This window comes from Reyranella sp. (genome assembly GCF_004297265.1).
In the GTDB taxonomy this organism is placed as follows: domain Bacteria; phylum Pseudomonadota; class Alphaproteobacteria; order Reyranellales; family Reyranellaceae; genus Reyranella.
Genome location: NZ_SCUT01000059.1, coordinates 141,302 through 164,819 on the forward strand (window position 1 = coordinate 141,302; position 23,518 = coordinate 164,819).

24 protein-coding genes and 1 tRNA gene are annotated in these 23,518 nt (G+C 65.9%); 18 read left to right on the plus strand and 7 right to left on the minus strand.

Annotated elements, in window-relative coordinates:
• The first annotated feature begins 10 nt into the window (after positions 1-10).
• From EPO41_RS27080 to selB, 8 genes are all read left to right on the plus strand, one after another.
• Positions 11-1,252, plus strand: coding sequence for a hypothetical protein (locus EPO41_RS27080; protein WP_296332160.1), 1,242 nt, complete (start codon positions 11-13; stop codon positions 1,250-1,252).
• 167 nt (positions 1,253-1,419) lie between these two features.
• Entirely contained in the window at positions 1,420-4,512 is a 3,093-nt protein-coding gene (gene fdnG / locus EPO41_RS27085) for a formate dehydrogenase-N subunit alpha (RefSeq protein ID WP_296332162.1), read from the plus strand.
• A gap of 14 nt (positions 4,513-4,526) precedes the next feature.
• Positions 4,527-5,432 carry a formate dehydrogenase subunit beta gene (gene fdxH / locus EPO41_RS27090; protein WP_296332164.1) on the plus strand — a complete coding sequence of 302 codons (906 nt, stop codon included), beginning with the start codon at positions 4,527-4,529 and terminating at the stop codon, positions 5,430-5,432.
• A complete protein-coding gene (locus EPO41_RS27095; RefSeq protein WP_296332168.1) occupies positions 5,429-6,058 on the plus strand; it encodes a formate dehydrogenase subunit gamma in 630 nt (209 codons plus the stop codon). The genes fdxH and EPO41_RS27095 overlap by 4 nt, the downstream gene beginning before the upstream one ends.
• Positions 6,028-6,996: a formate dehydrogenase accessory protein FdhE gene (gene fdhE, locus EPO41_RS27100; RefSeq protein WP_296332170.1), complete on the plus strand. Its 969-nt coding sequence runs from the start codon at positions 6,028-6,030 to the stop codon at positions 6,994-6,996. Before EPO41_RS27095 ends, fdhE begins: the two co-directional genes overlap by 31 nt.
• A 139-nt stretch (positions 6,997-7,135) precedes the next feature.
• On the plus strand, positions 7,136-8,464 hold the full coding sequence (selA, locus tag EPO41_RS27105) for an L-seryl-tRNA(Sec) selenium transferase (RefSeq protein ID WP_296332224.1): 1,329 nt from the start codon (positions 7,136-7,138) through the stop codon (positions 8,462-8,464).
• Complete coding sequence (locus tag EPO41_RS27110) at positions 8,448-9,221, plus strand: tetratricopeptide repeat protein (protein ID WP_296332172.1); 774 nt, start codon at positions 8,448-8,450, stop codon at positions 9,219-9,221. Before selA ends, EPO41_RS27110 begins: the two co-directional genes overlap by 17 nt.
• Entirely contained in the window at positions 9,218-11,116 is a 1,899-nt protein-coding gene (gene selB / locus EPO41_RS27115) for a selenocysteine-specific translation elongation factor (protein WP_296332174.1), read from the plus strand. Before EPO41_RS27110 ends, selB begins: the two co-directional genes overlap by 4 nt.
• On the opposite strand, the gene EPO41_RS27120 is transcribed toward selB, so the two are convergent.
• Positions 11,106-11,456, minus strand: a complete 351-nt coding sequence (locus EPO41_RS27120; protein ID WP_296332176.1) for a VOC family protein — start codon at positions 11,454-11,456, stop codon at positions 11,106-11,108. The two genes, selB and EPO41_RS27120, sit on opposite strands and share 11 nt — an antisense overlap.
• A 76-nt stretch (positions 11,457-11,532) precedes the next feature.
• Between EPO41_RS27120 and EPO41_RS27125 the strand changes: the two genes are divergently transcribed.
• The 8 genes from EPO41_RS27125 to mobB all read left to right on the plus strand — a co-directional run bounded on the left by EPO41_RS27125 (position 11,533) and on the right by mobB (position 14,944).
• Positions 11,533-11,628, plus strand: a tRNA-Sec gene (locus tag EPO41_RS27125).
• A 32-nt stretch (positions 11,629-11,660) separates the two neighbouring features.
• Positions 11,661-11,990, plus strand: coding sequence for a hypothetical protein (locus EPO41_RS27130; protein WP_296332178.1), 330 nt, complete (start codon positions 11,661-11,663; stop codon positions 11,988-11,990).
• Between the two features lie 42 nt (positions 11,991-12,032).
• A complete protein-coding gene (locus tag EPO41_RS27135; protein WP_296332181.1) occupies positions 12,033-12,194 on the plus strand; it encodes a hypothetical protein in 162 nt (53 codons plus the stop codon).
• Positions 12,195-12,220: 26 nt separating this feature from the next.
• Positions 12,221-12,733, plus strand: a complete 513-nt coding sequence (locus EPO41_RS27140; protein ID WP_296332183.1) for a DUF992 domain-containing protein — start codon at positions 12,221-12,223, stop codon at positions 12,731-12,733.
• Between the two features lie 53 nt (positions 12,734-12,786).
• Positions 12,787-13,284, plus strand: coding sequence for a hypothetical protein (locus EPO41_RS27145; RefSeq protein WP_296332184.1), 498 nt, complete (start codon positions 12,787-12,789; stop codon positions 13,282-13,284).
• Between the two features lie 6 nt (positions 13,285-13,290).
• Positions 13,291-13,662 carry a hypothetical protein gene (locus tag EPO41_RS27150; RefSeq protein ID WP_296332186.1) on the plus strand — a complete coding sequence of 124 codons (372 nt, stop codon included), beginning with the start codon at positions 13,291-13,293 and terminating at the stop codon, positions 13,660-13,662.
• Positions 13,659-14,459 carry a formate dehydrogenase accessory sulfurtransferase FdhD gene (fdhD, locus tag EPO41_RS27155; protein WP_296332188.1) on the plus strand — a complete coding sequence of 267 codons (801 nt, stop codon included), beginning with the start codon at positions 13,659-13,661 and terminating at the stop codon, positions 14,457-14,459. The genes EPO41_RS27150 and fdhD overlap by 4 nt, the downstream gene beginning before the upstream one ends.
• Positions 14,456-14,944, plus strand: coding sequence for a molybdopterin-guanine dinucleotide biosynthesis protein B (mobB, locus tag EPO41_RS27160; RefSeq protein WP_296332191.1), 489 nt, complete (start codon positions 14,456-14,458; stop codon positions 14,942-14,944). The genes fdhD and mobB overlap by 4 nt, the downstream gene beginning before the upstream one ends.
• 10 nt (positions 14,945-14,954) lie before the next feature.
• Here mobB and EPO41_RS27165 read toward each other — a convergent pair whose 3' ends face one another.
• The 5 genes from EPO41_RS27165 to EPO41_RS27185 all read right to left on the minus strand — a co-directional run bounded on the left by EPO41_RS27165 (position 14,955) and on the right by EPO41_RS27185 (position 21,549).
• On the minus strand, positions 14,955-16,187 hold the full coding sequence (locus EPO41_RS27165; protein WP_296332192.1) for a FecR domain-containing protein: 1,233 nt from the start codon (positions 16,185-16,187) through the stop codon (positions 14,955-14,957).
• Positions 16,188-16,206: 19 nt separating this feature from the next.
• Complete coding sequence (locus EPO41_RS27170) at positions 16,207-17,553, minus strand: tetratricopeptide repeat protein (RefSeq protein ID WP_296332194.1); 1,347 nt, start codon at positions 17,551-17,553, stop codon at positions 16,207-16,209.
• Positions 17,554-17,645: 92 nt separating this feature from the next.
• Positions 17,646-18,641 carry a glycosyltransferase gene (locus EPO41_RS27175; RefSeq protein ID WP_296332195.1) on the minus strand — a complete coding sequence of 332 codons (996 nt, stop codon included), beginning with the start codon at positions 18,639-18,641 and terminating at the stop codon, positions 17,646-17,648.
• The gene (locus EPO41_RS27180) at positions 18,638-20,395 is read right to left on the minus strand and encodes an IlvD/Edd family dehydratase (protein ID WP_296332196.1); all 1,758 of its coding nucleotides are present in this window, start codon (positions 20,393-20,395) and stop codon (positions 18,638-18,640) included. Before EPO41_RS27180 ends, EPO41_RS27175 begins: the two co-directional genes overlap by 4 nt.
• Before the next feature lie 32 nt (positions 20,396-20,427).
• Positions 20,428-21,549, minus strand: a complete 1,122-nt coding sequence (locus EPO41_RS27185) for an FAD-dependent oxidoreductase (protein WP_296332197.1) — start codon at positions 21,547-21,549, stop codon at positions 20,428-20,430.
• Positions 21,550-21,711: 162 nt separating this feature from the next.
• On the opposite strand from EPO41_RS27185, the gene EPO41_RS27190 reads away from it, so the two are divergent.
• Positions 21,712-22,302, plus strand: a complete 591-nt coding sequence (locus EPO41_RS27190) for a cysteine hydrolase family protein (protein ID WP_296332198.1) — start codon at positions 21,712-21,714, stop codon at positions 22,300-22,302.
• 58 nt (positions 22,303-22,360) lie between these two features.
• Here EPO41_RS27190 and EPO41_RS27195 read toward each other — a convergent pair whose 3' ends face one another.
• Positions 22,361-22,492 carry a Flp family type IVb pilin gene (locus EPO41_RS27195; RefSeq protein WP_296332199.1) on the minus strand — a complete coding sequence of 44 codons (132 nt, stop codon included), beginning with the start codon at positions 22,490-22,492 and terminating at the stop codon, positions 22,361-22,363.
• A 187-nt stretch (positions 22,493-22,679) separates the two neighbouring features.
• Here EPO41_RS27195 and EPO41_RS27200 point away from each other — a divergent pair, with 187 nt between their 5' ends.
• Positions 22,680-23,486, plus strand: a complete 807-nt coding sequence (locus EPO41_RS27200) for a universal stress protein (protein WP_296332201.1) — start codon at positions 22,680-22,682, stop codon at positions 23,484-23,486.
• Positions 23,487-23,518 lie beyond the last annotated feature (32 nt).

Genomic DNA, 23,518 nt, shown 5'->3' on the forward strand with positions numbered 1-23,518 from the left:
GGGCGGGGAGATGAAGCAGCGCATTTTCGGCTGGATCTCCATCCTTTTCGGAGTTGTCCTTTCGCTCGCCGCGCTCGAAGTCACGGCGATCGCCTGGATGTATCTCGAAGACGGCCGATATACGCCGGCGACGGAGCTGTTCGAGCGTACACAGAACACCTATGTACGTGACGCTACCAAGGGAACGGCGTGCCGCTACGTCGACACGCTCTTTCCGCATCCCTATGTCGGCTTCGTGCACCACGCCAACCCGCCGTGCGGCCTGCCGTGGGTCAACAATGTCGGGCTTTTCGGCCCGGACTATCCGGTCCTCAAGCCCACCGACCGCTATGTCGTGATGCTGACCGGCGGCTCCGTGGCGTCGCAGCTCGGGCAGAATGCAGCGCCGCCCGCGCCGCGCTATCTCGAGGAAGAACTCAACAAGAAGTACATCAGCCCGAACGGCAAGCCGTTCCTGGTCCTGAACGGCGGTGATGGCGCCTGGAAAGAGCCGCAGCCGTTCATTCTCTTCACTCTCTACGCCTCGTCGGTCGATGCGGTCGCCGTCCTCGGCGGATTCAACGAGCACTATTTCTTCTGGCCGGGCTTCAGCGAACGCCTGGAGCGGCCGCTCAGCAACTTCCTCGATGTCAATCCGTTCGTCGCCGACGAGAATTTCGGCGACGCGGCGGTCGGCTGGGTGATGGGCCGGATCGCCGGCACTCTGGCGCTGAATCCGATCCTCGGCCATTCGCACGCCGCCTACATGGTGGTGAGGGGAATCGAACAGGCCGCCAAGGGCAAGGACATCTTCAAGTCGACCAAGAAGACCACGCTGAACAGCATCTTCCACCTGCCGGAGGACATCCAGCGGAACCACAAGCTCGCCTTCGACGTCCAGTTGGAGCTCTACAAGAAGTACGTGAGGGCCACGTTCGCGGTCGCGCGCGACAACAACGTGAAGTCGGCCTACTTCATCCAGCCGGCGCCGGCGATCGGCAAGGAACTCACCGAGGAGGAGAAGCGCGTCGTGGGCGATCTCTCCTATCGCGACATCTACAAGAACATCGTCACGGGGCTCATGACCCTGCGCGACGGCGGCGCACCCGTTTACGACCTGACACAGATTTTTGCCGGGGAGAAGGCGACGATCTACGCCGACCACATCCATTACGCCCGGGATGCCGCCAACGAGAGCCTCGGCAATCGGATCATCGCCGCGCGGATGGGTGAAATTCTGGCGCAGACCTGGGGATTCCAGCCGAAGCCCTGAAAGGGGCGGGGATGCCCGGGCCTGCACGCGGGGGTAGGCCCTCAACTTTCAGTTATACTCGAAATACCGGTTGATTCACGGCCTCTGCCGAGTTTCACTCTACGGGACGCAATGAGGAAAAAGAGGCGGTCAACTGCCTCGCGGGCGTCGTTGGGATGGAGCGAAACATGGCCGTCACACGTCGGCAATTCATGAAGGTGAGCGCCGCCGGCCTCGCCGCCTCTTCCGTTGGTGCATTGGGCTTCATGGGCGCGGGCGAAGGTCTTGCCGCCGGCGTGCGGCCCTACCGCCTCGAAAAGGCGACCGAGACCCGCAATACATGCCCCTACTGCGCCGTGGCCTGCGGCGTCCTCGTCTACTCGTCGTCGGAGGGCACGAAGGACGGCAAGGCCAAGGTCATCCACATCGAGGGCGACTCGGACAATCCCATCAACCGCGGCACGCTCTGCGCGCGCGGCGCGGCGTCGCTCGGCTTCGCGAACAGCCCGAACCGCCTCCAATACCCGATGCACCGCAAACCGGGCTCCGACAAGTTCGAGCGCGTGAGCTGGGATTTCGCGATGGAGCGCATCGCCAAGCTCGCCAAGGAAGACCGCGACAAGAACTTCATCACCAAGAACCGCGACGGGGTCACGGTCAACCGCTGGCTTACCACCGGATTCTTCGCCGGCTCCTCGTGCAGCAACGAGGCGGGCTATCTCACCTACAAGGCCATCCGATCTACCGGGATATTGGCCTTGGAGGATCAAGCCAGAATTTGACACGGACCGACGGTGGCCAGTCTTGGCCCCACATTCGGACGTGGTGCGATGACGAACTCGTGGAACGACATCAAGAACGCTGATGTCGTCCTGATCATGGGCGGCAATGCCGCCGAGGCCCATCCCTGCGGCTTCAAGTGGGTGGTCGAGGCGAAGGCGAACAACGGCGCCAAGCTGATCGTGGTCGATCCGCGCTTCACGCGCTCGGCCGCGGTGTCGGATCTCTATGCGCCGATCCGGCCGGGAACCGACATCGCCTTCTTGTCCGGCCTGATGCGCTACCTGCTGGGCAACGGCAAGATCCACCAGGAATACGTCAAGTCGTTCACCAACGCCTCGTACATCGTGAAGGAAGGCTTCAAGTTCGAGGACGGGCTGTTCACCGGCTACGACGAGTCGAAGAAGAACTACGTCGACCGCTCCACGTGGGACTACGAGTTCGACGAACAGGGCATGGCGAAGGTCGACGAGACCCTGCAGAATCCGCGCTGTGCCATCAACCTGCTGAAGGCCCATGTCGAGCGTTACACGCCCGAGATGGTCGAGCGCATCTGCGGCACGCCCAAGGACAAGTTCCTGAAGGTCTGCGAGCTGATCGCGACGACCGCCAACGGCGAGCGTTCGATGACCTCGCTCTACGCGCTTGGCTGGACCCAGCACACGACCGGAGCGCAGAACATCCGCAGCATGGCCATGATCCAGCTCCTGCTGGGCAACATGGGCATCCCGGGCGGCGGCGTGAACGCCCTGCGCGGCCATTCCAACGTCCAGGGCATCACCGACTTCGCCCTGCTGTCGACGTCGACGCCGGGCTATCTGGTGCTGCCGACGGAAAAGGAGACGACCTACGCCGACTACATGAAGTCGCGCGGGTTCAAGCCGATCCGTCCGGGCCAGACGAGCTTCTGGCAGAACTACGGGAAGTTCTTCGTCAGCCAGCAGAAGAGCCTCTTTGGCGCCGCGGCGACCAAGGAAAACGACTGGGCGTACGACTACCTGCCCAAGTTCGACACGGCCTACGACGTGCTGAAGATGGTCGACATGATGGCGGGCGGCCAGATGAACGGCCTGTTCTGCCAGGGCCTCAACGTCATGATGGCCGCGCCCAACAAGGCCAAGGTCCAGGCGGGCCTGTCGAAGCTCAAGTGGCTGGTCATCATCGACCCGCTGGAGACAGAGACGGCGCATTTCTGGGAAAACCACGGCGAGTTCAACAACGTCGATCCCAAGGCAATCCAGACCGAGGTCTTCCAGCTTCCGACCACGGCCTATGCCGAGGACGAGGGCAGCTTCACCAACTCCAGCCGTGTCATCCAGTGGCACTGGAAGGCGGTGGACGGTCCGGGCGAATCGCGCAGCGACATCCAGATCATCGCAGACCTGCACAGCCGCCTGCGTGCGCTCTACTCGAAGGAAGGCGGAGCCTTCCCCGATCCCATCGTCAACACGACATGGAACTACGCCAAGCCGGCGCACCCCGACCCGGTGGAACTCCTGAAGGAGATCAACGGCTATGCGCTGGCGGATCTGCCCGATCCGGCCGATCCCTCCAAGGTGATGCTGAAGGCCGGCCAACTGCTGCCGGGCTTCGCGGTCATGCGCGACGACGGCACGACGTCGGGCGCCTGCTGGATCTACACCGGCGTCTATACCGAGGCCGGCAACATGGCGATGCGCCGCGATGCCAGCGATCCGACCGGTCTCGGCATCCATCCGAACTGGGGCTTCTCGTGGCCGGCCAACCGCCGCATCCTCTACAACCGCGCCTCGGCCGATCCGGCGGGCAAGGCATGGAGCGAGCGCAAGAAATACATCACCTGGAACGGCTCGCGCTGGGTTGGCGGCGACGTGCCCGATTACGCACCCACCGTCGCGCCGGACAAGTCGGTCGGCCCGTTCATCATGAACCAGGAAGGCACGGCGAGGCTGTTCAGCCGCACCGCCATGCCGGATGGGCCGTTCCCCGAGCACTACGAGCCGATGGACGCCTTCATCGTCAATCCGCTGCACCCAAAGGTCACCACCAATCCGGTGGTCCGGGTGTTCGCCGCGGATACGAAGTCGTTCGGCACGCCCGACAAGTTCCCGATCGTGGCGACCTCGTATCGCCTCGCCGAGCACTTCCACTACTGGACCAAGAATGTGCACGACAATGCCGTGGTCCAGCCGGAGATGTTCGTCGAGATGGGTGAGAGGCTGGCCAAGGCCAAGGGCATCAAGAACGGCGACTGGGTCGAGGTCTCGAGCCAGCGGGGCATGATCAAGGCCAAGGCGTCTGTCTCGAAGCGCATCCGTCCGATCATGGTCGACGGCAAGCCCTGCGACGTGGTCGGCCTGCCGATCCACTATGGCTTCATCGGGCTCACGCGGAAATCCTACCCGCTCAACACGCTGACGCCGCCGGTCGGTGACGCCAGCACCAATACGCCGGAATACAAGGCGTTCCTGGTCGACGTGAAGAAAACCACCCCGCCGGCGTCGCAGCCGGCCGTGGCGTGATCGGGGAGGGTGAGATGTCAGTGATGCAAGCCCTCGATCTCCGCCGCCGGTCCGCTTCCAGCGTGCCGGCGCCCGCCGCCGGCAAGCCGGCCGCGGTTCCCGTTGCCAAGCTGATCGACGTCAGCAAGTGCATCGGCTGCAAGGCCTGCCAGACCGCGTGCCTGGAGTGGAACCAGCTCGACCAGCCGATCGGCTACACCGACGGCACCTACAACAACCCGACCGATCTCACGACCGCCTCGTGGACCGTGATGCGCTACACGGAGTATGAGCACGGCGACGACCTGGAATGGCTGATCCGCAAGGACGGCTGCATGCATTGCGACGATCCGGGCTGCCTCAAGGCCTGCCCGGCGCCGGGCGCCATCGTGCAGTACACCAACGGCATCGTCGACTTCATCTCGGACAACTGCATCGGCTGCGGCTACTGCGTGAAGGGCTGCCCCTTCAACATCCCGCGCATCTCGCAGGTCACCAGCAAGGCCTACAAGTGCACGCTCTGCTCCGACCGTGTCGTGGTCGGCCAGGCGCCGGCCTGCGCCAAGGCCTGCCCGACACAGGCGATCTACTTCGGCACCAAGGAAGACATGATCGCCCATGCCGGCAAGCGCATTACCGACCTGAAGTCGCGCGGTTACCAGAATGCCGGGCTCTACAATCCGCCGGGTGTGAACGGCACACACGTCATGTACGTGCTGCAGCATGCCGACAAGCCGTCGCTCTATGCCGGCCTGCCCGACAATCCGCAGATCAGTCCGCTGGTGGGTATCTGGAAGGGCGTGATGAAGCCGCTGTCGCTGGCAGCCATCGCCTTCGCCGGCGCCTTCGGCCTCATGCACTACGTCACCAAGGGGCCCAACCGGGTCACCGAGCATGACGAGGAGAAGGCCGCTGAGGTGGCTGGGAGTGAGAAGGCATGACCGCGCATACCAAGCCGGTAAGTCGCTACACGACGGCCGCCCGCATCAATCACTGGGTCACGGCGGTGTCGCTGATCCTGCTGGCGCTGAGCGGCATGGCGCTGTTCCATCCCTCTCTCTACTTCCTCACCTACCTGTTCGGCGGCGGCCAGATCACGCGCGCCATCCATCCCTGGATCGGCGTCGTCCTGGCCGTCAGCTTCCTCGGCCTGTTCCTCCGCTTCTTCACGCTCAACTTCTGGAACCGTGACGACACGATCTGGATGAAGAACCTCGGCGCGGTGATCAACGACAGGGAGGAGGGGCTGCCCGAGATCGGCAAGTACAATGCCGGCCAGAAGCTGGTCTTCTGGGGCCAGTCGATCCTGATCCTCCTGCTGCTCGGCAGCGGCTTCGTGCTGTGGGATACCTACTTCGCGTCCTACACGACGATCGACCAGAAGCGTCTCTCGGCGGTGGTCCACGCGCTCTGCGCCATCGGCGCCATCCTGATCTGGATCGTGCACGTCTATGCCGCCATCTGGGTCAAGGGCACGCTGAGCGCCATGACGCGGGGCTCCGTCAGCGGCGGCTGGGCCTGGAAGCATCATCGCAAGTGGTTCCGCCAGGAAGTCGGCAAGTCCTGAGTTCCAGTCCCGAAAATCCCGCATCTGCCTTCGGCGAGAACATCCTCGGCGCCGCCGCCGAGGGCGAGCGCATTCGGCTGCCCGATCTGTCGACGGTCTTCCAGCGCCGAGCTGCCCGTCTTCTGGCGCTGGCGCCCGGTCACGATCTCGAAGGTTTCCTGCGCCTGATCGCGGCGCTGGTGACGGTGCAGCACGAGGCACTGGAGGGATTGCCGCCGGGCTCGCTGCCCGGGACGGCCGAGATCACGAAGGCGCGGCTCGTCCAGCGCGCACCGCTCGACCCCTCGATCTGGTCTCGTGACGAAAGCTGGCGCGTGGCGCTGACCCGGATCCTGGAGACGATCGAGCTCGAGGTCCTGCCGGACTCGGCGCGAGCAGCGCGGGAGGCACTTCTGCAGGCGGACCAGGCTTCACTGGAATCGCTCGCAGACCGCTTTCTCGGCGGCGATGTCGCAACCGGGGAAGCCGCGCAGGCCGTGTTCGTGGCGGCAGCCCTGCAGGTCGCGTGGACTCGCATGGCGGCGCTGCTCGATGCCGGCGATCTGGCCGGTGAGACCGAAAGCGGCGAATGCCCGGCCTGCGGATCGCCGGCCGTGTCGGGTCTCGTCTCGCCCGGCGGCACCAAGTTCGGCCACCGGCACCTCCATTGTTCGCTGTGCGCCACGTCGTGGCGCTACACGCGGGTGCGCTGCGTGCACTGCGGCAGCACCGACAAGATTTCGTTCCGCAATCTGGCGGGCACTGCCTATCTCCGTGCCGAATGCTGCGAGGTCTGCCAGGGCTATTCGAAGGTCTTCTATCTCGAGAAGGCCCGTGCCCTCGAACCGCTGGCCGACGACCTGGCCTCGCTCGGCCTCGACGTGCTGGTGGGCGAGGAGGGCTTCTCGCGCGTGCCCAATCCCTTCGTGCTGGGGATGATGGAGCGGCCGGAGAATTGATTGATCGGCCGTTGGGCCTGAGCCATGGTTGGGTGCCGGCGGACAGGATGTCCGGCCTCTCTCTGGTAGGAACAAACCCGTGTCGCGTGCCGACCGCGCCGATGGCGCCTCAGAAATCCGTCCCCTGTCGATCGATCGCATGGCCTCGTGGCCCACGCTGGCGCCGCTGATCGAGCGCGCCGGTCGGCCTTTGGTCATCGAAGCTCTGAGGGCGTGGGTCGAGACCAAGCGGGGCACCGCCGAGGTTGCAACCGAAGCGGCCTGCGTCCCGTGGTGCGCGTCGAAGCTGGGTGCCTTTCTGCAGCCCTCGCAGCGTCGCGTGTTCAACCTCACCGGTACCGTGCTGCATACCAATCTCGGTCGCGCCGTTCTGGCTGAGGAGGCCATTGCCGCAGCGGTCGAGGCGATGCGCTCGCCGACCACGCTCGAATACGATCTGGATGGCGGCGCGCGCGGTGAGCGCGACGATCACATCGCACCATGGCTTTGCCGCCTGACCGGCGCCGAGGCCGCGACGGCGGTGAACAACAACGCCGCCGCCGTGCTGCTGGTGCTGAGCGAGCTGGCCGCTGGCCGCGAGGTCATCGTGTCGCGCGGCGAGCTGATCGAGATCGGGGGCGCCTTCCGCATCCCCGACATCATGGCGCGCGCTGGCTGCCGCCTCGTCGAGGTCGGCACGACGAACCGCACGCATCTCAAGGATTATGCAGCAGCGATCGGTCCCGATACGGCGGCCATCATGAAGGTCCATCCCTCGAATTACTCGATCCAGGGCTTCACGAAATCGGTCGCGGCCGCCGAGCTGGTGCCGTTGGCCCGCGAAAAGGGCGTGGCGCTGATCGAGGATCTCGGCAGTGGTACCCTCGCCGATCTCGAAGCCTGGGGCCTGCCGCATGAGCCGACCGCACGTGAAGCCATCGCGTCCGGAGTGGATGTCGTCACCTTCTCCGGTGACAAGCTTTTGGGCGGCCCGCAGGCGGGCCTCGTCGTCGGCCGCAAGCCGTTGATCCAGCGCATTGCCAAAAACCCGATGAAGCGGGCGCTGCGACTCGACAAGGTGCGTCTTGCGGCCCTCGAAGCGACGCTGCGGCTGTACGCCGATCCGGCGAAGCTCGCCCAACGCCTCCCGACCATCCGCGCCCTCGCGCGGCCGGCGGCTGAGATCCGCGCAGTCGCCGAGCGGCTGCTGCCGTTGGTGCAGGCCGCATTGGGGACCGCCGCGAATGTGAGTGTCGCAGAGGTGCGCGGACAGATCGGTTCGGGCGCGCTCCCCGTCGACCTGCTGCCGTCGTTCGCGATTGCGGTCAGGGCCAAGGGACTCGACGCGATCGCCGACGTCTTTCGCCGCCTGCCCATCCCCGTGATCGGCCGCATCAGCGACGGCACGCTCTACTTCGATCTGCGCACGCTCGACGAGGAGTCGGTTTTCGTCGCCCAACTGGACAAGCTTCATGTCGTGGCTGGCTAGACTGCTCGATCGCACCCCGCCGCCGGAGCAACGGATGTCGGAGGCACTGGCTGCCTGGAAGGCCGGCGACCATGGCGTCGCGCTCGACCTATGGGCGCCGCTCGCCCATGAGGGGCATGCGAGGGCGCAAAGCAACATGGGCGCGGCCTTCCTGCAGGGGCGCGGTGTCGAGCAGGATCATGCCAAGGCGGTCGAGTGGCTGCGGCGGGCTGCCGGGCAGGGCGATGCTGGTGGCCAGCGCAATCTCGCCCTCTGCCACTACGAAGGATGGGGCGTGCCGCAGGATCATGCCGAGGCCGCGCGGCTCTACGAGAAAGCCGCCCAGCAGGGTGATCCCGAAGCACAGGACATGTTGTCGTGGATGAAGCTCGTGGGGGGCGGCTGTCCGCTGGATTACGCCGGCGCGCGTCTCTGGGCGGAGAAGGCGGCGGCCAGCGGCAGTGCGGCAGCGATGGCGCGGCTGGGCGACATCCATCACAACGCGCTGGGTGTCGAGCGCGACGCGGCGGCGGCCGTGGATTGGTGGGCACGTGCGGCGCGACTTGGCCATCCCGAGGCACAGGCGATGCTCGGGGCGGCCTATCTCGCCGGCAAGGGTATCGAGCGCGATGTGGTGGAGGCGCTCCACTGGTTGAGGCGGGCCGAGGCGAACGGCGCGGGCGAGCTGGCGGCCGGCTTCCTCAAGGAGGCCCAGGCCCACGCCAAGCCGTCGCAGCGCGCCGAGGCTGAGCGCCGCGCCGGGGAGCCCCTGACATGATCGTCGGGACCGCGGGCCATATCGATCACGGCAAGACGGCGCTGGTGAAGGCGTTGACCGGCGTCGATGCCGATCGTCTCAAGGAAGAGAAGGCGCGCGGCATCACGATCGACCTCGGCTACGCCTACAGCGACCTCGGCGACGGCCGCCAGCTCGGCTTCGTCGACGTGCCCGGCCACGAGCGTTTCGTGCACAACATGCTGGCCGGCGCCACTGGCATCGATGCGGCGCTGCTCGTCGTGTCGGCGGCCGAAGGGATCAAGCCCCAGACCGTGGAGCACCTGCAGATCCTCGACCTGCTGGGCCTCGACCGCGGCATCGTGGCCCTCACCAAGTCCGACCTCGCCAACGACGACCAGCTCCTGGAGCGGATGGCCGAGATCGAGACCTTGCTCTCCACCACGTCCCTGCGCGGCGCGGAGATCGTGCCGGTTTCGGCGGTGACCGGGCAGGGGCTCGACGAGCTGAAGGAAAAGCTCCTCTCCCTCGGCGAGAGCGGCAAGGGCGCGGCGGGTTTTGCGCGGCTGGCGGTGGATCGTTGCTTCGTGCTGTCCGGTGCCGGCGTCGTCGTCACCGGCACGGTCCATGCCGGCGAAATCAAGGTCGACGACCGCCTGCTATTGACGCCGTCGGGCATCGAAGCCCGCGTGCGCTCGCTGCATGCCCAGAACCGGCCCGCCGGGATCGGACGTGCCGGCGAGCGCTGCGCGCTCAACCTCGCGGGTCCCAGGCTTTCCAAGGATGCGATCAAGCGCGGCGAATGGGTCGTCAGTCCCGAGCTTCATGCCCCGACCGACCGCATCGACGTCCGGCTGAGCCTGCTCGCCTCGGAAGCCCAGCCGCTGAAGCACTGGTCGCCAGTCCACGTCCATCTCGGATCGGCGCATGTGATGGGCCGCGTGGCGCTGCTCGAAGGCGAGAAACTGGCGCCGGGCGACACGGCGCTCGCCCAGATCGTCCTCGACGAGAAGGTCGGCGCGCTCGCAGGCGACCGGGTCATCCTTCGCGATCCGTCCGCGACGCGCACGATGGCGGGTGCGGCGGTGATCGATCCGTTTGGGCCGCCGCGCAACCGGCGCGCCGAAAGGCGCTTGCTGGAGCTGGCCGCGCTTGCCGAGACGGACGGCATGATCATGTCACGGCTGCTGCGTCTGGAGAGCGGCTTCGTGGATCTCGGCCGCTTCGGCCTGTCGCGCAACCTGAGGCCGGCCGAGGTCGAGAAGCTTCTCCAGGCAGCGGGCGGGCAGAAGCTCGAAGGCTTCGGCTTTCTGGCCGAGACGCTCGAGGCTTCGCGCAAGGACATCGTCGATACGCTCAAGACCTTCCACGAAACGAGGGCCGATGCGCCAGGGCTGCAGGCGGAACGGCTACGGGTAACGCTGAGGCGCCGCTGGCCGGCGCCGGTGTTCAAGGCACTGCTCGACCAGGAGATCCGCAGCAAGACCGTCGTCGTCGATGGTGCCTTCCTGCGCCTGCCCGGCCATTCGCTGAAGCTCGGCTCACGCGATGAAGCCCTGTGGCAGAAGATCTCAGCCGACCTGACGCGCGATCGCTTCAAACCGCCGCGCGTCCGCGACTTCGCACAGGCCTACAATGCGCCGGAGGCCGACACGCGCCGGCTGCTGCAGCGCCTCTCGAAGCTGGGAAGGGTCGTGGAGGTGGCGCCGGACCATTTCTTCCTGCGCCCGGTGGTGGCGGAGATGATCGGTATTGCCAATGGCTTCGACCACGAATTCAGCGCCGCCGAGTTCCGCGACGAGTTGGACAATGGCCGTAAGCTGGCAATCCAGATCCTGGAATTCTTCGACCGCCATGGCATCACGATCCGCCGCGGCGATCTGCGCCGCGCGGTGCCACAAAAGGCGGGACAGTACGGTCCGCCGTCTACGGCTTAGCGACGGGTCCGCTCAGGCTGACGGGCGCGCCGTCGGGACCGCTGAACAGGGACAGCAGGAAGCCGTGCTCCTCATGCGGCGCGCCGCCGATGTTCACGCCTCGTGCGGAGAGCTCGGCGCGTTTGGCGGCAAGATCGGAAACACGCAGGCCCGGCTGCCATGTCCCTGCCGGATTTGCCGGCGATGCTGGCTGAAGGGCCAGCCGGGTCGTGCCGGTGTCGAATTCGGCCCATTCCGGGGTCTCGAACTTGAGCCTCAGACCGACGGTGTCGCGCCAGAAGGCGACGGCTGCCGGCAGGTCTGAGACATTCGCGATGACGTACTTCAATTCGATGGTCATGGTCTTGAATCCCTTGGAGAATTTCATCCCAGTATGACAGGTGACACGGCATCGGTTCTGGTGAATCATCCGCCCCGGAGGGGAAGCGCTCCCGGTGGGGCGGCTGGCCTTCAAAGCCAGAGAGGGCCGTTAGCCGGTTCTTAGTGGGTTCGACTCCCACTCTCTTCCGCCATTCTGTTTGTTCTTCTGGAGTCTCGTCCCCCGATGCGTACATTGATCCTCGTCGCCCTGCTGTCGCTGGCGGCCTGTTCGGTGAACCAGCAGTATTCGGAGCCTTGGACCGTGAAAGCGGTCGGCAAGACATACGAGGCGCGTGATGCCTGTCTCCAGAGGCAGGCGGCACCTTTTGCGGTCGATATGTCTGACGCGTCGAGTGCCGGCCGAACCGTCAGTGCGAACTGCCAGGCCGAGACGGATGCCCTGATCGCCAGCAGCAACCCGCACAGGGACCCGGTCGTGACGGCAGCCATCCGTCAGGATACGGATTTCCGGGCGACGGGTTACGTCCTGAAGGCCCGCGGCCAGAACAACTAGGCCAGCAAGACGAGGATGGGCCGAAAGGTCCAAGAGGACGACGTGACGAACGAGGACGCAAAGATCGCGCTGGCCAATCTCATGATCCGGAAGGCCGGCCTCATCCGCACGATCCGGCACGAGATGAACAAGCAGGGAGTTGTCTACTCCGTCGGCCTCACCGAGATTCTCGAGGCGATCGAGCGGGCAAAAAAGGAAGACTGACTCTCAACCCTCGAAAGGATGCCGACATGCTTCGATCCATAGTGACGACTGTTGCGGCTGCTGCTCTCGTGGCTGGCCTCGGCGTGGCCGCCCAGGCACAGACTCCGGCTGCCCCCGGCACGCCGCAGGCGACCGGCAAGTCCGGCGCGAATGTCGGCTCGCTCACCTGCAAGGTCGCGGGCGGCATGGGCTTCATCTTCGGCTCGTCGAAGGACCTCGACTGCATCTTCGCGCGGACTGACGGTGTCGGCGAGAAGTACACGGGCGCCATCAAGCGCTACGGCGTCGATATCGGCTTCACCAAGGAATCCCAGATCGTCTGGCTCGTCTTCGCGCCGGGCAACATTGCGCCGGGCGCGCTGACGGGCGGTTATGTCGGCGCGACGGCGCAGGCCACCGTGGGCGGCGGCGTCGGCGCCAACGTGCTCGTGGGCGGCGGCAGCGGCCAGGTGACCCTGCAGCCCGTCAGCGTCGAGGGCAGCGTGGGTCTCAACGTCGCCGCCGGCGTCGCCGAGGTCGAGCTCAAGTACGCAAAGTAAAGCGGCAGGCCGAGAGGCTTGCGGCGGCGCCGCCGGTCGGGTCAACTTCCGGCATGCCGTCTGCCGCAGACTCCCTGATCGCCCGCCTCCAGGCGGATTGCACCGCGGCCGAAACGGCCGAGCGTAACGTGCGCGCCTCGGTCGAGGCGCAGATCAGGGAGGCCGAGCGCGCGCGTACCTTCGCCTGGCGGCGCCTGAGTGCATTGTCCGACATGGCGAGGGTGGCGGCGCTGGAGCCCGATCGCGATCTCGCGGTGGAGCGCCAGCTCGAAGCGCTGTTCCGCGACATCGGCTGGATCGAGAACGGCCTCTCGGAACTGGGGGAGGGCGCGCGGCCGCTGCTCGACTGGCTGCGGCCCATTGCCGAGGCGCTCCATGCCGAGGCGCATCCGCAGGTGCGGGACGACGGCCAGCCGGCCGATCCGCCGGTGATCGCCGATCCGATTGCGGCCTTCCGCGCCTTCGAGGCCTGGTACGAGGCCGAGCGCGGCGAGCCCTTCCTGCAGGTGTTCGACCGCTACATGCCGCCCACGCCCGTGGTCGAGTTCTAGCCTGCGATGAAGACCGATTTCGAACACTGGCTCGCGGCGCAGTTCGCCGATACGGGCCCGTTCACGATCTTCATCCTGCTGGTGCGGATCACGTCGTCCAACGCCGTGCCATTGCGATCGAGCTACGCCCACCTGATCGGCGACGAGATGACATGGAAGGAGATGCGAGGCCTGCTCGACGGCGCGCGCACACCGTGGGACGGCGTCGCCTTCTTCGTCGGTCTTGGCCACCAGGGCGGCCCGCTGCCCGACCCGGTGGCCGCGCGCAAGCTGAAGGAGGTCGAGGCCGACGTGAAGGCCGATCCCCTGACCTTGAACCGCGGCCTGTTCTTCGATCGCGAGGGCAGGCACCTGCGGATCGACGAGACCACGGCATGAGCCGCGACGGCTCGGTTCGCCGGCCGGCCCGCCGCCTCACCGCCGGCGGCGGCGAGACGCTCGAGGAGATCGTCGCCGAAGAGGTCGCAGTGGCGCTGGTCTACAACGGCATCAGCCATGCCGTGATGATGGCGACGCCCTGCGACCTCGAGGATTTCGCCCGCGGCTTCTCCCTCACCGAGCGGATCGTCGAGCGGCCGTCGGAAATCTACGACATCGAGGTCGAGCCCGTCGGGCGCGGAATCGAGGTCAGGCTCGAGATCGCGGCGCAGCGGATGGCGGGTCTCCAGGAGCGGCGGCGCAGCCTCGCCGGCCGCACCGGCTGCGGCCTGTGCGGGGTCGACAGTCTCGACGCCGCCTTACGCGCCGTCCCCGCGGTGTCGGATCCTCGACCGGTGGCACGACCGTCGATCGAACGCGCGATGGCGGGCCTGCCGGACCATCAGAAGATCAACCGGACGAACGGCGCCACGCATGCCGCCGGCTGGGCGTCAGCTGACGGCATGCTGGTTTGCGTGCGCGAGGATGTCGGCCGTCACAACGCGCTCGACAAGCTGGCCGGCGCGCTGGCGCGCAGCGGTGGCGCCGGGCCGGGCGGCTTCGTGGTCGTCACCAGCCGGTGCTCCTACGAGATGGTCCAGAAAGCGGCGATGATCGGGGCGTCGGCGATCGCAGCGGTTTCCGCGCCGACGTCGCTCGCCATCGAGACGGCCGAGCAGGCGGGCGTCGCGCTGGTGGCTTTCGTGCGCGACGGCCGCTTGACTGTTTATGCGCACGCCGACCGGATCACCACGTGAACCCGTCGCGCGTTTTCGGTATCACCGGCTGGAAGAACGCCGGCAAGACGACCCTGACGGAACGCCTCGTGGCGGAGTTCGTGCGGCGCGGCTGGAAGGTGGCGACCATCAAGCATGCCCATCACGACATCGACATCGACCGGCCGGGCACGGATTCCTGGCGTCATCGCGCCGCCGGCGCCGGCGAGGTCGCCCTCGTTGGCGGCCGGCGCTACGCCATCATGCGCGAGACGCCGGAGCCATCGCTCTCGGAGGTGTTGGCCCGCCTGTCACCCGCGGATCTCGTCCTGATCGAAGGCTACAAGCGTGAAGCGCACCTCAAGATCGAGGTGCGGGCATCAAGGGACTCCGAGCCGCTGGCGCCGGGGGATCCCGCCATCGTCGCCATCGCCGCCGATGTCCAGCCAGGGGACGGCAATTTGCCGTGGTTTCCGCGCGACGACATTTCCGCCATCGCGGACTTCATTGCCGCGAGGATCGGCTGACGCCGGGGCGTCAGTGCCCCGGGGGGGTGCCCGCCTTCTGTCCCGCGAAGACGCCGCCGGCCTGATAGTTCGGACCGTTCACCGAGAAGGTTCCAGCCTGATAGTTCGGATATCCCTGTCCGATGAAGGCGCCGTTCATGTTCATCGTGCGGCCCGGTGTGTTCGAATTCGTGGTCGGCATGGTCGCCTGGAAACCATAGTTGCCGGTCCGGGTCGTGGTACCGCTATAGCTGCTATTGTTGAAATTCGCGGTGGTGGTGCCGCTGTTCGAGCCCATCGACCAGACCTGCTGATAGCTGCCCGTGCCGAAGGAGTAGCGACCATTGTCGCGCACCAGACCGCCCATCACGCCATTGTAGGTGATGGTTTGCGTCATCTGGCCGGAGTTGCTGATGACCTTGTCCAGCGTCGGCTGATTCGTGGGCGCGATCTCGGTTGATTGGGTGACGGCCTTAGTGATGATGTTGCTTAGATTGATGTTGCTCGGCCCCGGGCCGCTGCCGAAGCGGTCGCCCAGGGTATTTCCGCTGCCCTGACCCGAATTGGCGCCCGAGAAGCCCGAACTCTGGGCGGCCTGGTCGGCCCCGCCCTGAGTTCCGCCCTTGCTGCCTTCGAGCTGGGCGAACAGGGCGCCCAGGGCGCCTGGCGGAATGGCACTCGCCAGGCCCGGCAGGCCGCCGAAGAAGGTCGTCACCTGGAAGCCGGGACGGGTCACGATCTCGACCTTGCCGCCGGCGCTGACAGTCATACTGATGCCGAAGACGAAGATCGACATCGTCTTCTGCTGGTCGGCGTCGAAGATACTGATCCCGCCGCGGATGCCGATGGTGCTCGACGGCGTGGTGACGGTGATGGCGTTGGTCTTGCTGATCTTGCCGCCGACCAGGCGAAAGACGCCCTTGCTGGCGTTGATGGCGAGGTCGCCGGTCTTGGTCGCCGGATCGTAGACGAACTTGTCGATGGTGAGCTGCGCGTTCGGGCCGACGGAAAGCGACGTTCCGTCGAGGAACATCAAATGCGCGCGGTCGTTGGCCTGGGTCGTGATCAGCTCGTTGGCCTGCACGTCGACGCCCACGCGCAGCACGCGTTCGGCCTCCGTGGGCGGCTTTCCGCGCGGGTCTCCGTCGGCCGCCGAGGTGACGCCGACCTTGGCATTGGCGGCGAGCGGCGGAAGGGAGGCGGCCGCGGCGAGAAGCGCGGCGGCCAGCAGGGACAGGTTCGAGCCAGAGAGTCTGGGGGCCACTGTGATCTCCTGAGCGGCGCTAGAAGCGCCAGGTTACTCCGATGAGCGCACTGTTGTTCGTGAACGCGTAGTTGGGAATGTCCGCCGACCGCACGAACCTTCCACCGGAAACCGTGAACATGGTCCGCTGATCGAAAGGAATGGACAAGGTTATATTCAGAATCGTGTCCGTTTGTTGTCTGGTAACGGACGGATCCACGACGGCATCGGGTTGATCATAATACCACCACTGCACGTTGCCGAACAGGCTGATGGTCCAGGGCATCTCGCTCTTGAACAGCGGATCGGCGAAGGAGAAGGACATGCCGCCGCCGGCGCCGTAGAGCGTGTAATTCTGCCAGGGCGTGCTGTCGGTCTGGTAGCGCTGCAGGTTGCCGTTCGCGTAGAGCATCAGGGCGTCGTTGACCAGATACTGGAAGGTCGTGTTGGCGGTGTATTCGACGCCGGTGAACTGGTTGTTGGTCGGGAGATACCAGCTGTTCTGGTACATCTGCCGCCGCCAGACGAGGTTCGTGGTGTTGCGCAGTTTGTCTGACAGCAGCGTCCCCACTTCGAGCCCCGAGCCGAAGCTGCCGTAGTAGGGCACGTCGTTGACCCAGATGTAGCCCACCGTGCCGAACGGCTTCAGCGAGACATCCTCGAAGATGCCCTGGAACGCCTGGAAGCGCGGTCCCGAGGTCAGGTCGAGGATGGAGACGTTGGCGGCCTGGATCTGGAACTGGCGGTTGAGATAGCCCGAGAGCTGCGTCTCGAGCTGGCCCCGGTTGTTCTGGCCGAGATCGTAGGTATGGCGGACGAAGCCCGACGTGACGGCGCCCCAATCGGCGGTGCCCAGAGCCGACTGGTTCAGGTTGGCCGCCTGGCCAAACAGGCGGACGCTCGAGGTCGGGGGGCCGAGGTTTGCGTTCGACTGGTAACGCATGCCGGCGAAGATCTCGCCGCTGAAGCGCGACTTAGTCAGCCGCTTCTCCGATTCCGCGAGGAACTGCTCGGCGCGGCTCTTGACGTCCGGCGGCAGCGAGGCCGACTTCAGCGTCATCTCGAAATAGCTGCGCGCCACCTCGAAGGATCCCAGCCGGTAGTAGAGGACGCCCAGTTCGAGGCGGACGCGCGGCAAGTCCGGATCGACGACCAGCATGCGTTCGAGCGCCGAGATGGCGCCTTCGAGATCGCCGGTCTTGGACGCGATCATCGCGAACTTGAAAAGCGTGTCGAGGTCGGACGGCTTCCGCAGCATTTCCTGAAAGGCCGCGTCGTATTCGGCCTCGTCGGCCGCCGAAACGGTCGATGTCTGCGCCGCGGCTGGGTATGCGCCCGCGACGACAGCACCGAAGCCGCCGGCCAGTAGCAGAGCGACAAGGCTCACGCACCGTCCGAACCTGCTCACGATCGTCTTCTCCCCCGATTTCCCGTGAGTTGCGAGAATAACTGCTCACAAAGAATGAAGCAGGAACTGTGCTAGATCAACCAACTCCGGATCGTAAGTACCCAGCCGACCAACAGATTGGCGCGGGCGGCACGCATGCGCAGGAGCATGCGGCGGTATTGGCGATCCCCGAGGGCCGTCACGAAGCGCTCCTGATCGCGAATCATTGCACCGAGCATGCGATCAAGCATTTGCGAATAGGTGTTGCCCCAGTTCCGGCTCGACAGATGGAGACGTCCGCCCAGCACGGGGTTGTCCGCCGCGCCGTTGCGGCCGTGAAGCCGGTAGGAGTAGAGGGCGTCGTCGATCAGCAGGGAACCGGCGACCATCTGCGCCATGACCACCACGTAGAAGTCCATGTGCAGGCGGAACGCTTCGTCATCCTCGGGAAAGACGAGATTGATCAGCGAGCGCCGGAACATCATCGACGAGGTGCTGACCCAGACCCAGTGCACCGCGCGTTTGGTGTAGAGGCGATAGGGCGTGTGGCTCTGCCATCCGGCAGTGCCGCGCGATGCATCGATCGTCGGCACGCGGCTCGCCTCGATGGGCACAAAGGCCTGGTCGCGGTCGACACGGGCGCGGTCCTTGCCGAACCAGTACATGCCGCCGGCGATCAATTCGTCGTGACCGTTGATCAGGCGCGCGTTGCACGCCGTGAAGCCCACCGCGTAGGTCTCGTTCAGGTGGGCGGCGAGATGGCGTTCGAGGAAGTCCGGGTTCCACAGATCGTCGGAATCGAGGAAGCAGACGAACATCGCGTTCGTCTCGGCGAGGCCGCGGCGCGTGGCGCCGGTCTGCCCGACATTCCTGTCGAGACGGATGTGGCGGAAGCGGGAGTCGGCAAGCTCCTCGAGTGTCTGCTGGACGACGGCGACCGAATCGTCGGTCGAGGCGTCGTCGACGATGACGCAGTCGAAGTCGCGCAGGGTCTGGTGCGCGACCGAACGGATGGCGTCGGCGATGTAGTCACGGCAGTTGTAGCAGGTGACGACGACCGAGATGCGGGGGAGCTTGGCTTCGGTCACTTTTCCGGTCCGAGGAAGTCGAAGTCGACGCCTTCGTCGGCCTGCAGCACGGTCTTGAAGAACAGGCCGGTGTAGCCGCGCCCGCTGCCGGGATGGGCCGCAGGCGCCTTCCAGGCCTTCTTGCGGGCCGCCAGCGTCTTTGCATCGACATGGAGTTCGAGCCGGCGCTTCGGCACGTCGAGGGTGATGCGGTCGCCGGTCTTCACCAGTGCCAGCGGGCCGCCGACCGCGGCCTCCGGCGCGACGTGCAGCACGATGGTGCCGAACGCCGTGCCGCTCATGCGCGCATCGGAAATGCGGATCATGTCCTTCACGCCGGCGCGCGCGAGCTTCATGGGAATGGGGAACGAGCCCGCCTCGGGCATGCCGGGCGCGCCCTTGGGGCCGGCATTGCGCAGCACCAGGATGTCTTCCGCCTTTACATCGAGGTCCGGATCGTCGCCGCGGGCAGCGAGATCCTCCAGCGAGTCGAACACCACGGCGCGGCCGGTATGGGTCATCAGCGCAGGCGAGGCCGCCGCGTGCTTGATGACGGCGCCGCGCGGCGCAAGATTGCCGCGCAGCACGGCCATGCCACCGGTCGGCTTGATCGGATTGGCAGGCGTGCGGATCACGGTCTGGCCCGGCACCATCTCGGCGCCGTCGATCACCTGCTTCAGCGTCTTGCCGGCCACCGTCCTGCACTTCTCGTCGAGGTTCCTTCGGATCTCCTTCATCAGGCGCGAATTGCCGCCCGCCCAATGGAAGTGCTCCATGTAGTGATCGCCGGACGGCTTCAGGTCGACCAGCACCGGCACGTTGCGGCCGATCTCGTCGAACTCTTCCAGCTCGATCTCGATCCCGAGGCGACGCGCCACCGCGGTGAGATGCACCAGCGCATTGGTCGAGCCGCCGATCGCCTGCAGCACGGTGAGCGCGTTGCGGAACGCCGCCTTGGTCATGATCTCGCTTGGCTTCGGCCCCTGCTTGACCGCCATCTCGGCCGCGAGCCTGCCGGTCTGCTCGGCGATGCGCAGCCGGTCCGAGTGGGTGGCCGGTATCGAGCCGCTGGTCGGCAGGCCCATACCCAGCGCCTCGACGATGCAGCCCATGGTGCTGGCGGTGCCCATCACCATACAGGTGCCCTTGGTCGGCGCCAGGCGCTCGCTCACCTGCTCGATGTCGGATTCGGAGAAGGTGCCGGCGCGATACTGGCCCCACAGGCGGCGGCAGTCGGTGCAGGCGCCCAGCACCTCGCCCTTGAAATGGCCCACCAGCATCGGTCCCACCGGCAGCACGACGGCCGGCCGGTCGGCGCTCGCCGCGGCCATGAGCTGGGCCGGCAGGGTCTTGTCGCAGCCGCCGATCAGCACCACCGAGTCCATCGGCTGGGCACGGATCATCTCCTCGGTGTCCATCGACATGAGGTTGCGCAGGAACATGCTGGTCGGATGGGAGAAGCTCTCGTGGATCGACACGGTCGGGAAGACCATTGGCAGCGCGCCGGCCAACATGACGCCGCGCTTCACCGCTTCGATCAGGTCCGGCACGTTGCCGTGGCAGGGATTGTAGTCGGAGAAGGTGTTGGTGATGCCAACGATCGGCCGGTCGAGTGCGTCGTCGGAATAGCCGCCGGCCTTGATGAAGGCCTTGCGCAGGAACAGCGAGAAGCCGGCATCGCCGTAGGTGGCGAGGCCCTGTCGCAGTCCTGTCTCCTTCTTCGGTGCGGTTTTTGGTTCGGCTTTCGACGGGCGGCGGCGTTTGGCGGATGCCATGTCGGTTTCTCTCCCAGATTCACGGCATTTTGTCAGGTCGGCCCATCGCCGACCAGACCGGCGGCCCATCGTGCATGCGCCGTGGCGTCGCGACCTCCGTCGATGGTTTGCGCCAGTTCCAGTCCCATCAGGGCGCCGAACTTGAAGCCATGGCCCGAGCAGGGCGACATCGCCCAGCCTTTCGCGCCCTGCTTCTCGACGACGAAGCGCTCGTCGCCGGTGACGCTATAGAAGCAGACCTTCAGGTTCCGCACCTGCCAACGGTCGAACCCTCGCAGCAGGTTGCCGCAGCGATCGAGGAGGGCGCGCATCTCGCTTTCCTGCGCATCGCGCGTCGCGGCGGGATCTCCGCTCCGGCTGAACTCGTGGTCGCCCACCTTCATGCCGCGTCCGCGGACGGGTGGCACGAGATAGAGGCCGACGTCGCCCGTCTTCTCGATGATCATCGGTCCCCTGGCCCAGGCGGCGCGCTGGTCTTCCGGCAGGTCGAAATAGATCACGACCTGGCGCGAGGGCACGACACGCATTGCAAGTGCCGGCAGCAGGCGCGGAGCCCAGGCGCCGGCGGCCACAATGACGACGTCGCCATCGTGCGTCGCGCCGGCCTTCGTGACGATGCGTCCGTGCTCGAGATCCACCGTGCGGACGGGCGTGTCGCCGCGCAGCGTCACGTTGGCCTGCGCGCCGAGGTGCCGCACGAGTGCCGTCACGATGTCCTGCGCCAGCAGCACGCCGCCCGTGTCGATCCAGAAGGCGCGCTCGAGTCCCTTGGTGTCGAGCAGGGGAAAGCGTCGCGGCAGCTCCGACATCGACAGCTCGGTCATCGGCTTGCCGATCGAGGCGAGGGCGGCAGCCGACCGTTCCGCCCAGTCTGCGCCATTGCCGCTCAGCGCCAGGGTGCCGGACGGCTCGTAGAGGGTCTGACCGAGATCGGACCACAGGAGGTCCCAGGCCGCGTATGCATCGTCGATCATCCGGGCGTAGCCGACATGGGTGCCGTAGGGATGGCGGATCAACCTGTGCTCATCCATCGACGAGGCCAAGGGGTTGGGCAGCGGACCCTGCTCGAACAGCTCGACCTCGTGGCCCCGGCGCGCCAATCCCCAGGCCGTCGAAAGGCCCATGATGCCGCCGCCGATGACGATCGCTTTCATCCGTGTCCTTGACCGTTCAGCACGAAGTTCATCCTCTCTGCGCCGCATTTACACCCTTTGAGGGCCATTGAGATCCCCCCTCGAAGGTGTTGCAAATCCGGTTGGCATGAGCGTTGATGTCGCCGGGGCTTACACAACCGCGAAATAGTCGAAGGAACGAACATGGCAATGACCATGCTGCAGATGGCCGGGGCGCAACCGACGCCGGCCACCATGGCCGACGGGATCCTGCTGATCATCGATGCGCAGAGGGAATATACGGATGGATTGCTGCCGCTGACCGGGGTGCAGCCTGCGGTCGAGGCGTTGGCCGTGCTGCTGGAGAAGGCCCGCCACGCGGGCGCACCCGTTGTCCATGTGCGCCACCAGTCCAAGGGCAAGGCCTTCAATCCGACGTCGACGGGCTACGAGATCGTCAAGGAGCTGACGCCCCGCGACGGCGAGACGATCATCGACAAGGGATTGCCCAATGCGTTTGCGGGAACGGACCTGGCCACGAAGCTTGCCGGGCTCGGCCGCAAGAACCTGATCGTCGGCGGCTTCATGACCCATATGTGCATTTCGGCGACCGTGCGTGCGGCGACGGACCAGGGCTTCATGAGCACCATCGCAGCCGACACGGTGGCGACGCGCGACCTGCCCGATGCCACGGGTGGCGACACGATCGGCGCGGAGGCCATCAACAGGATCACTCTTGCGGCCCTGTCCGACCGTTTTGCCTGGATCGTGCCGTCGGCCGGGCAGATCGCCTGACACAAAGGCCTCTATGAAGAATCGGTGCGCGGATGCACCGATACAGAGGCGGCCGGGATTAGAGGCCCTTGCCGCTGACGGTGCTGATGGCAGTGATCGCGGCGACGGCGATCAGGGACGCGATCAGCGTGTACTCGATCGCGGTGGCGGCCTTGTCGTCCGCCATCAACCGGCGAATAAAGGACAGCATCGGTATCTCCGAAGTGGGGAAATGCTGGAGGCTCATCGGAGCCCCTGTCGAACATTAAGTTGAAAAATCGCCCTTAACGTATTGGACCGGCACACCGATACAATGTGAGAATTGTATCAAGTTCGTCGTGGCGCGCGCTGCGGCGAGCCCCGTGCTATCGTTTGGTCAAGCAAGGAGGGGGCGTGTCATGAAGTCCATTCTGACAATGGCCTGGACGTCGGAAGATCCGGCCGCATTCGATCTGGCTGCCAAGATCGCACGCACATTCGGGGCGCGCCTTATCGGCCTCGAACCGCCTTCCTACGGAGTCATGAGCATGGCCTGGGCGGATGCCGGCATGGGCGCGCCGATCGGCGGTGGCCTGGCCGAGGATGCCGAGGAACGCCAGCGGGTCGCGGCAGTCAAGCAGGCCTTCGAGGAACGGGCGAAGGGCCTCGTCTCCGAATGGCGCTCGGCCGACGACAGCGGTCCGACGGCGATCGGCACGATCGGCCGAGCCTATGACCTCATCGTTCTGCCGCAGCCCGGCGCCCTGCCGAAGATGCCGGAAAGTGTCTTCGAGACGGCCTTGTTCGATTCGGGCCGTCCGGTCCTCGTCGTGCCTCCGGGGTTCAGCGGCATGGTCGGGAAGCGCATCCTGTTCGCGTGGAACGGTTCGACCGAGAGTGCGCGCGCGATTTCGCTCGCGATGCCGGTCCTGAGCGGCGCCGAGGCCATCGAGGTGCTGAGCGTCGAAGGGGCGATGGTGCCTGGTCCGACGGCCCTGGAGATTGCCGATTCGCTGAAGAGCCACGGTCTCAACGTGACGGGCCAGCATGTGAAGCCGGGAGCAAAAACGGCCGGCCAGACCATCGTCGACCGGGCGCAGGCGCTGGGGGCCGACCTGATCGTCAAGGGGGCCTACACGCAGAGCCGGTTGCGCCAGATGATCTTCGGCGGCGTGACACGAGACCTGATCCTGACGTCGCCGCTGCCGGTGCTCTTCTCCTACTGATCCAGACAATCAGCCGCCGGTGCCGTCATCGG

Bases quoted from the DNA above. Each gene is read 5' to 3' on its own strand.
- fdxH (WP_296332164.1), top strand. From the start codon at position 4,527: ATGTCAGTGATGCAAGCCCTCGATCTCCGCCGCCGGTCCGCTTCCAGC.
- EPO41_RS27095 (WP_296332168.1), top strand. From the start codon at position 5,429: ATGACCGCGCATACCAAGCCGGTAAGTCGCTACACGACGGCCGCCCGC.
- EPO41_RS27120 (WP_296332176.1), bottom strand. From the start codon at position 11,456: ATGACCATCGAATTGAAGTACGTCATCGCGAATGTCTCAGACCTGCCG.
- EPO41_RS27180 (WP_296332196.1), bottom strand. From the start codon at position 20,395: ATGGCATCCGCCAAACGCCGCCGCCCGTCGAAAGCCGAACCAAAAACC.
- EPO41_RS27130 (WP_296332178.1), top strand. From the start codon at position 11,661: ATGCGTACATTGATCCTCGTCGCCCTGCTGTCGCTGGCGGCCTGTTCG.
- EPO41_RS27190 (WP_296332198.1), top strand. From the start codon at position 21,712: ATGGCAATGACCATGCTGCAGATGGCCGGGGCGCAACCGACGCCGGCC.
- EPO41_RS27145 (WP_296332184.1), top strand. From the start codon at position 12,787: ATGCCGTCTGCCGCAGACTCCCTGATCGCCCGCCTCCAGGCGGATTGC.
- fdhD (WP_296332188.1), top strand. From the start codon at position 13,659: ATGAGCCGCGACGGCTCGGTTCGCCGGCCGGCCCGCCGCCTCACCGCC.
- selA (WP_296332224.1), top strand. From the start codon at position 7,136: ATGGCCTCGTGGCCCACGCTGGCGCCGCTGATCGAGCGCGCCGGTCGG.
- EPO41_RS27185 (WP_296332197.1), bottom strand. From the start codon at position 21,549: ATGAAAGCGATCGTCATCGGCGGCGGCATCATGGGCCTTTCGACGGCC.
- selB (WP_296332174.1), top strand. From the start codon at position 9,218: ATGATCGTCGGGACCGCGGGCCATATCGATCACGGCAAGACGGCGCTG.
- EPO41_RS27195 (WP_296332199.1), bottom strand. From the start codon at position 22,492: ATGCTGTCCTTTATTCGCCGGTTGATGGCGGACGACAAGGCCGCCACC.
- EPO41_RS27080 (WP_296332160.1), top strand. From the start codon at position 11: ATGAAGCAGCGCATTTTCGGCTGGATCTCCATCCTTTTCGGAGTTGTC.
- EPO41_RS27110 (WP_296332172.1), top strand. From the start codon at position 8,448: ATGTCGTGGCTGGCTAGACTGCTCGATCGCACCCCGCCGCCGGAGCAA.
- EPO41_RS27140 (WP_296332183.1), top strand. From the start codon at position 12,221: ATGCTTCGATCCATAGTGACGACTGTTGCGGCTGCTGCTCTCGTGGCT.
- EPO41_RS27200 (WP_296332201.1), top strand. From the start codon at position 22,680: ATGAAGTCCATTCTGACAATGGCCTGGACGTCGGAAGATCCGGCCGCA.
- EPO41_RS27150 (WP_296332186.1), top strand. From the start codon at position 13,291: ATGAAGACCGATTTCGAACACTGGCTCGCGGCGCAGTTCGCCGATACG.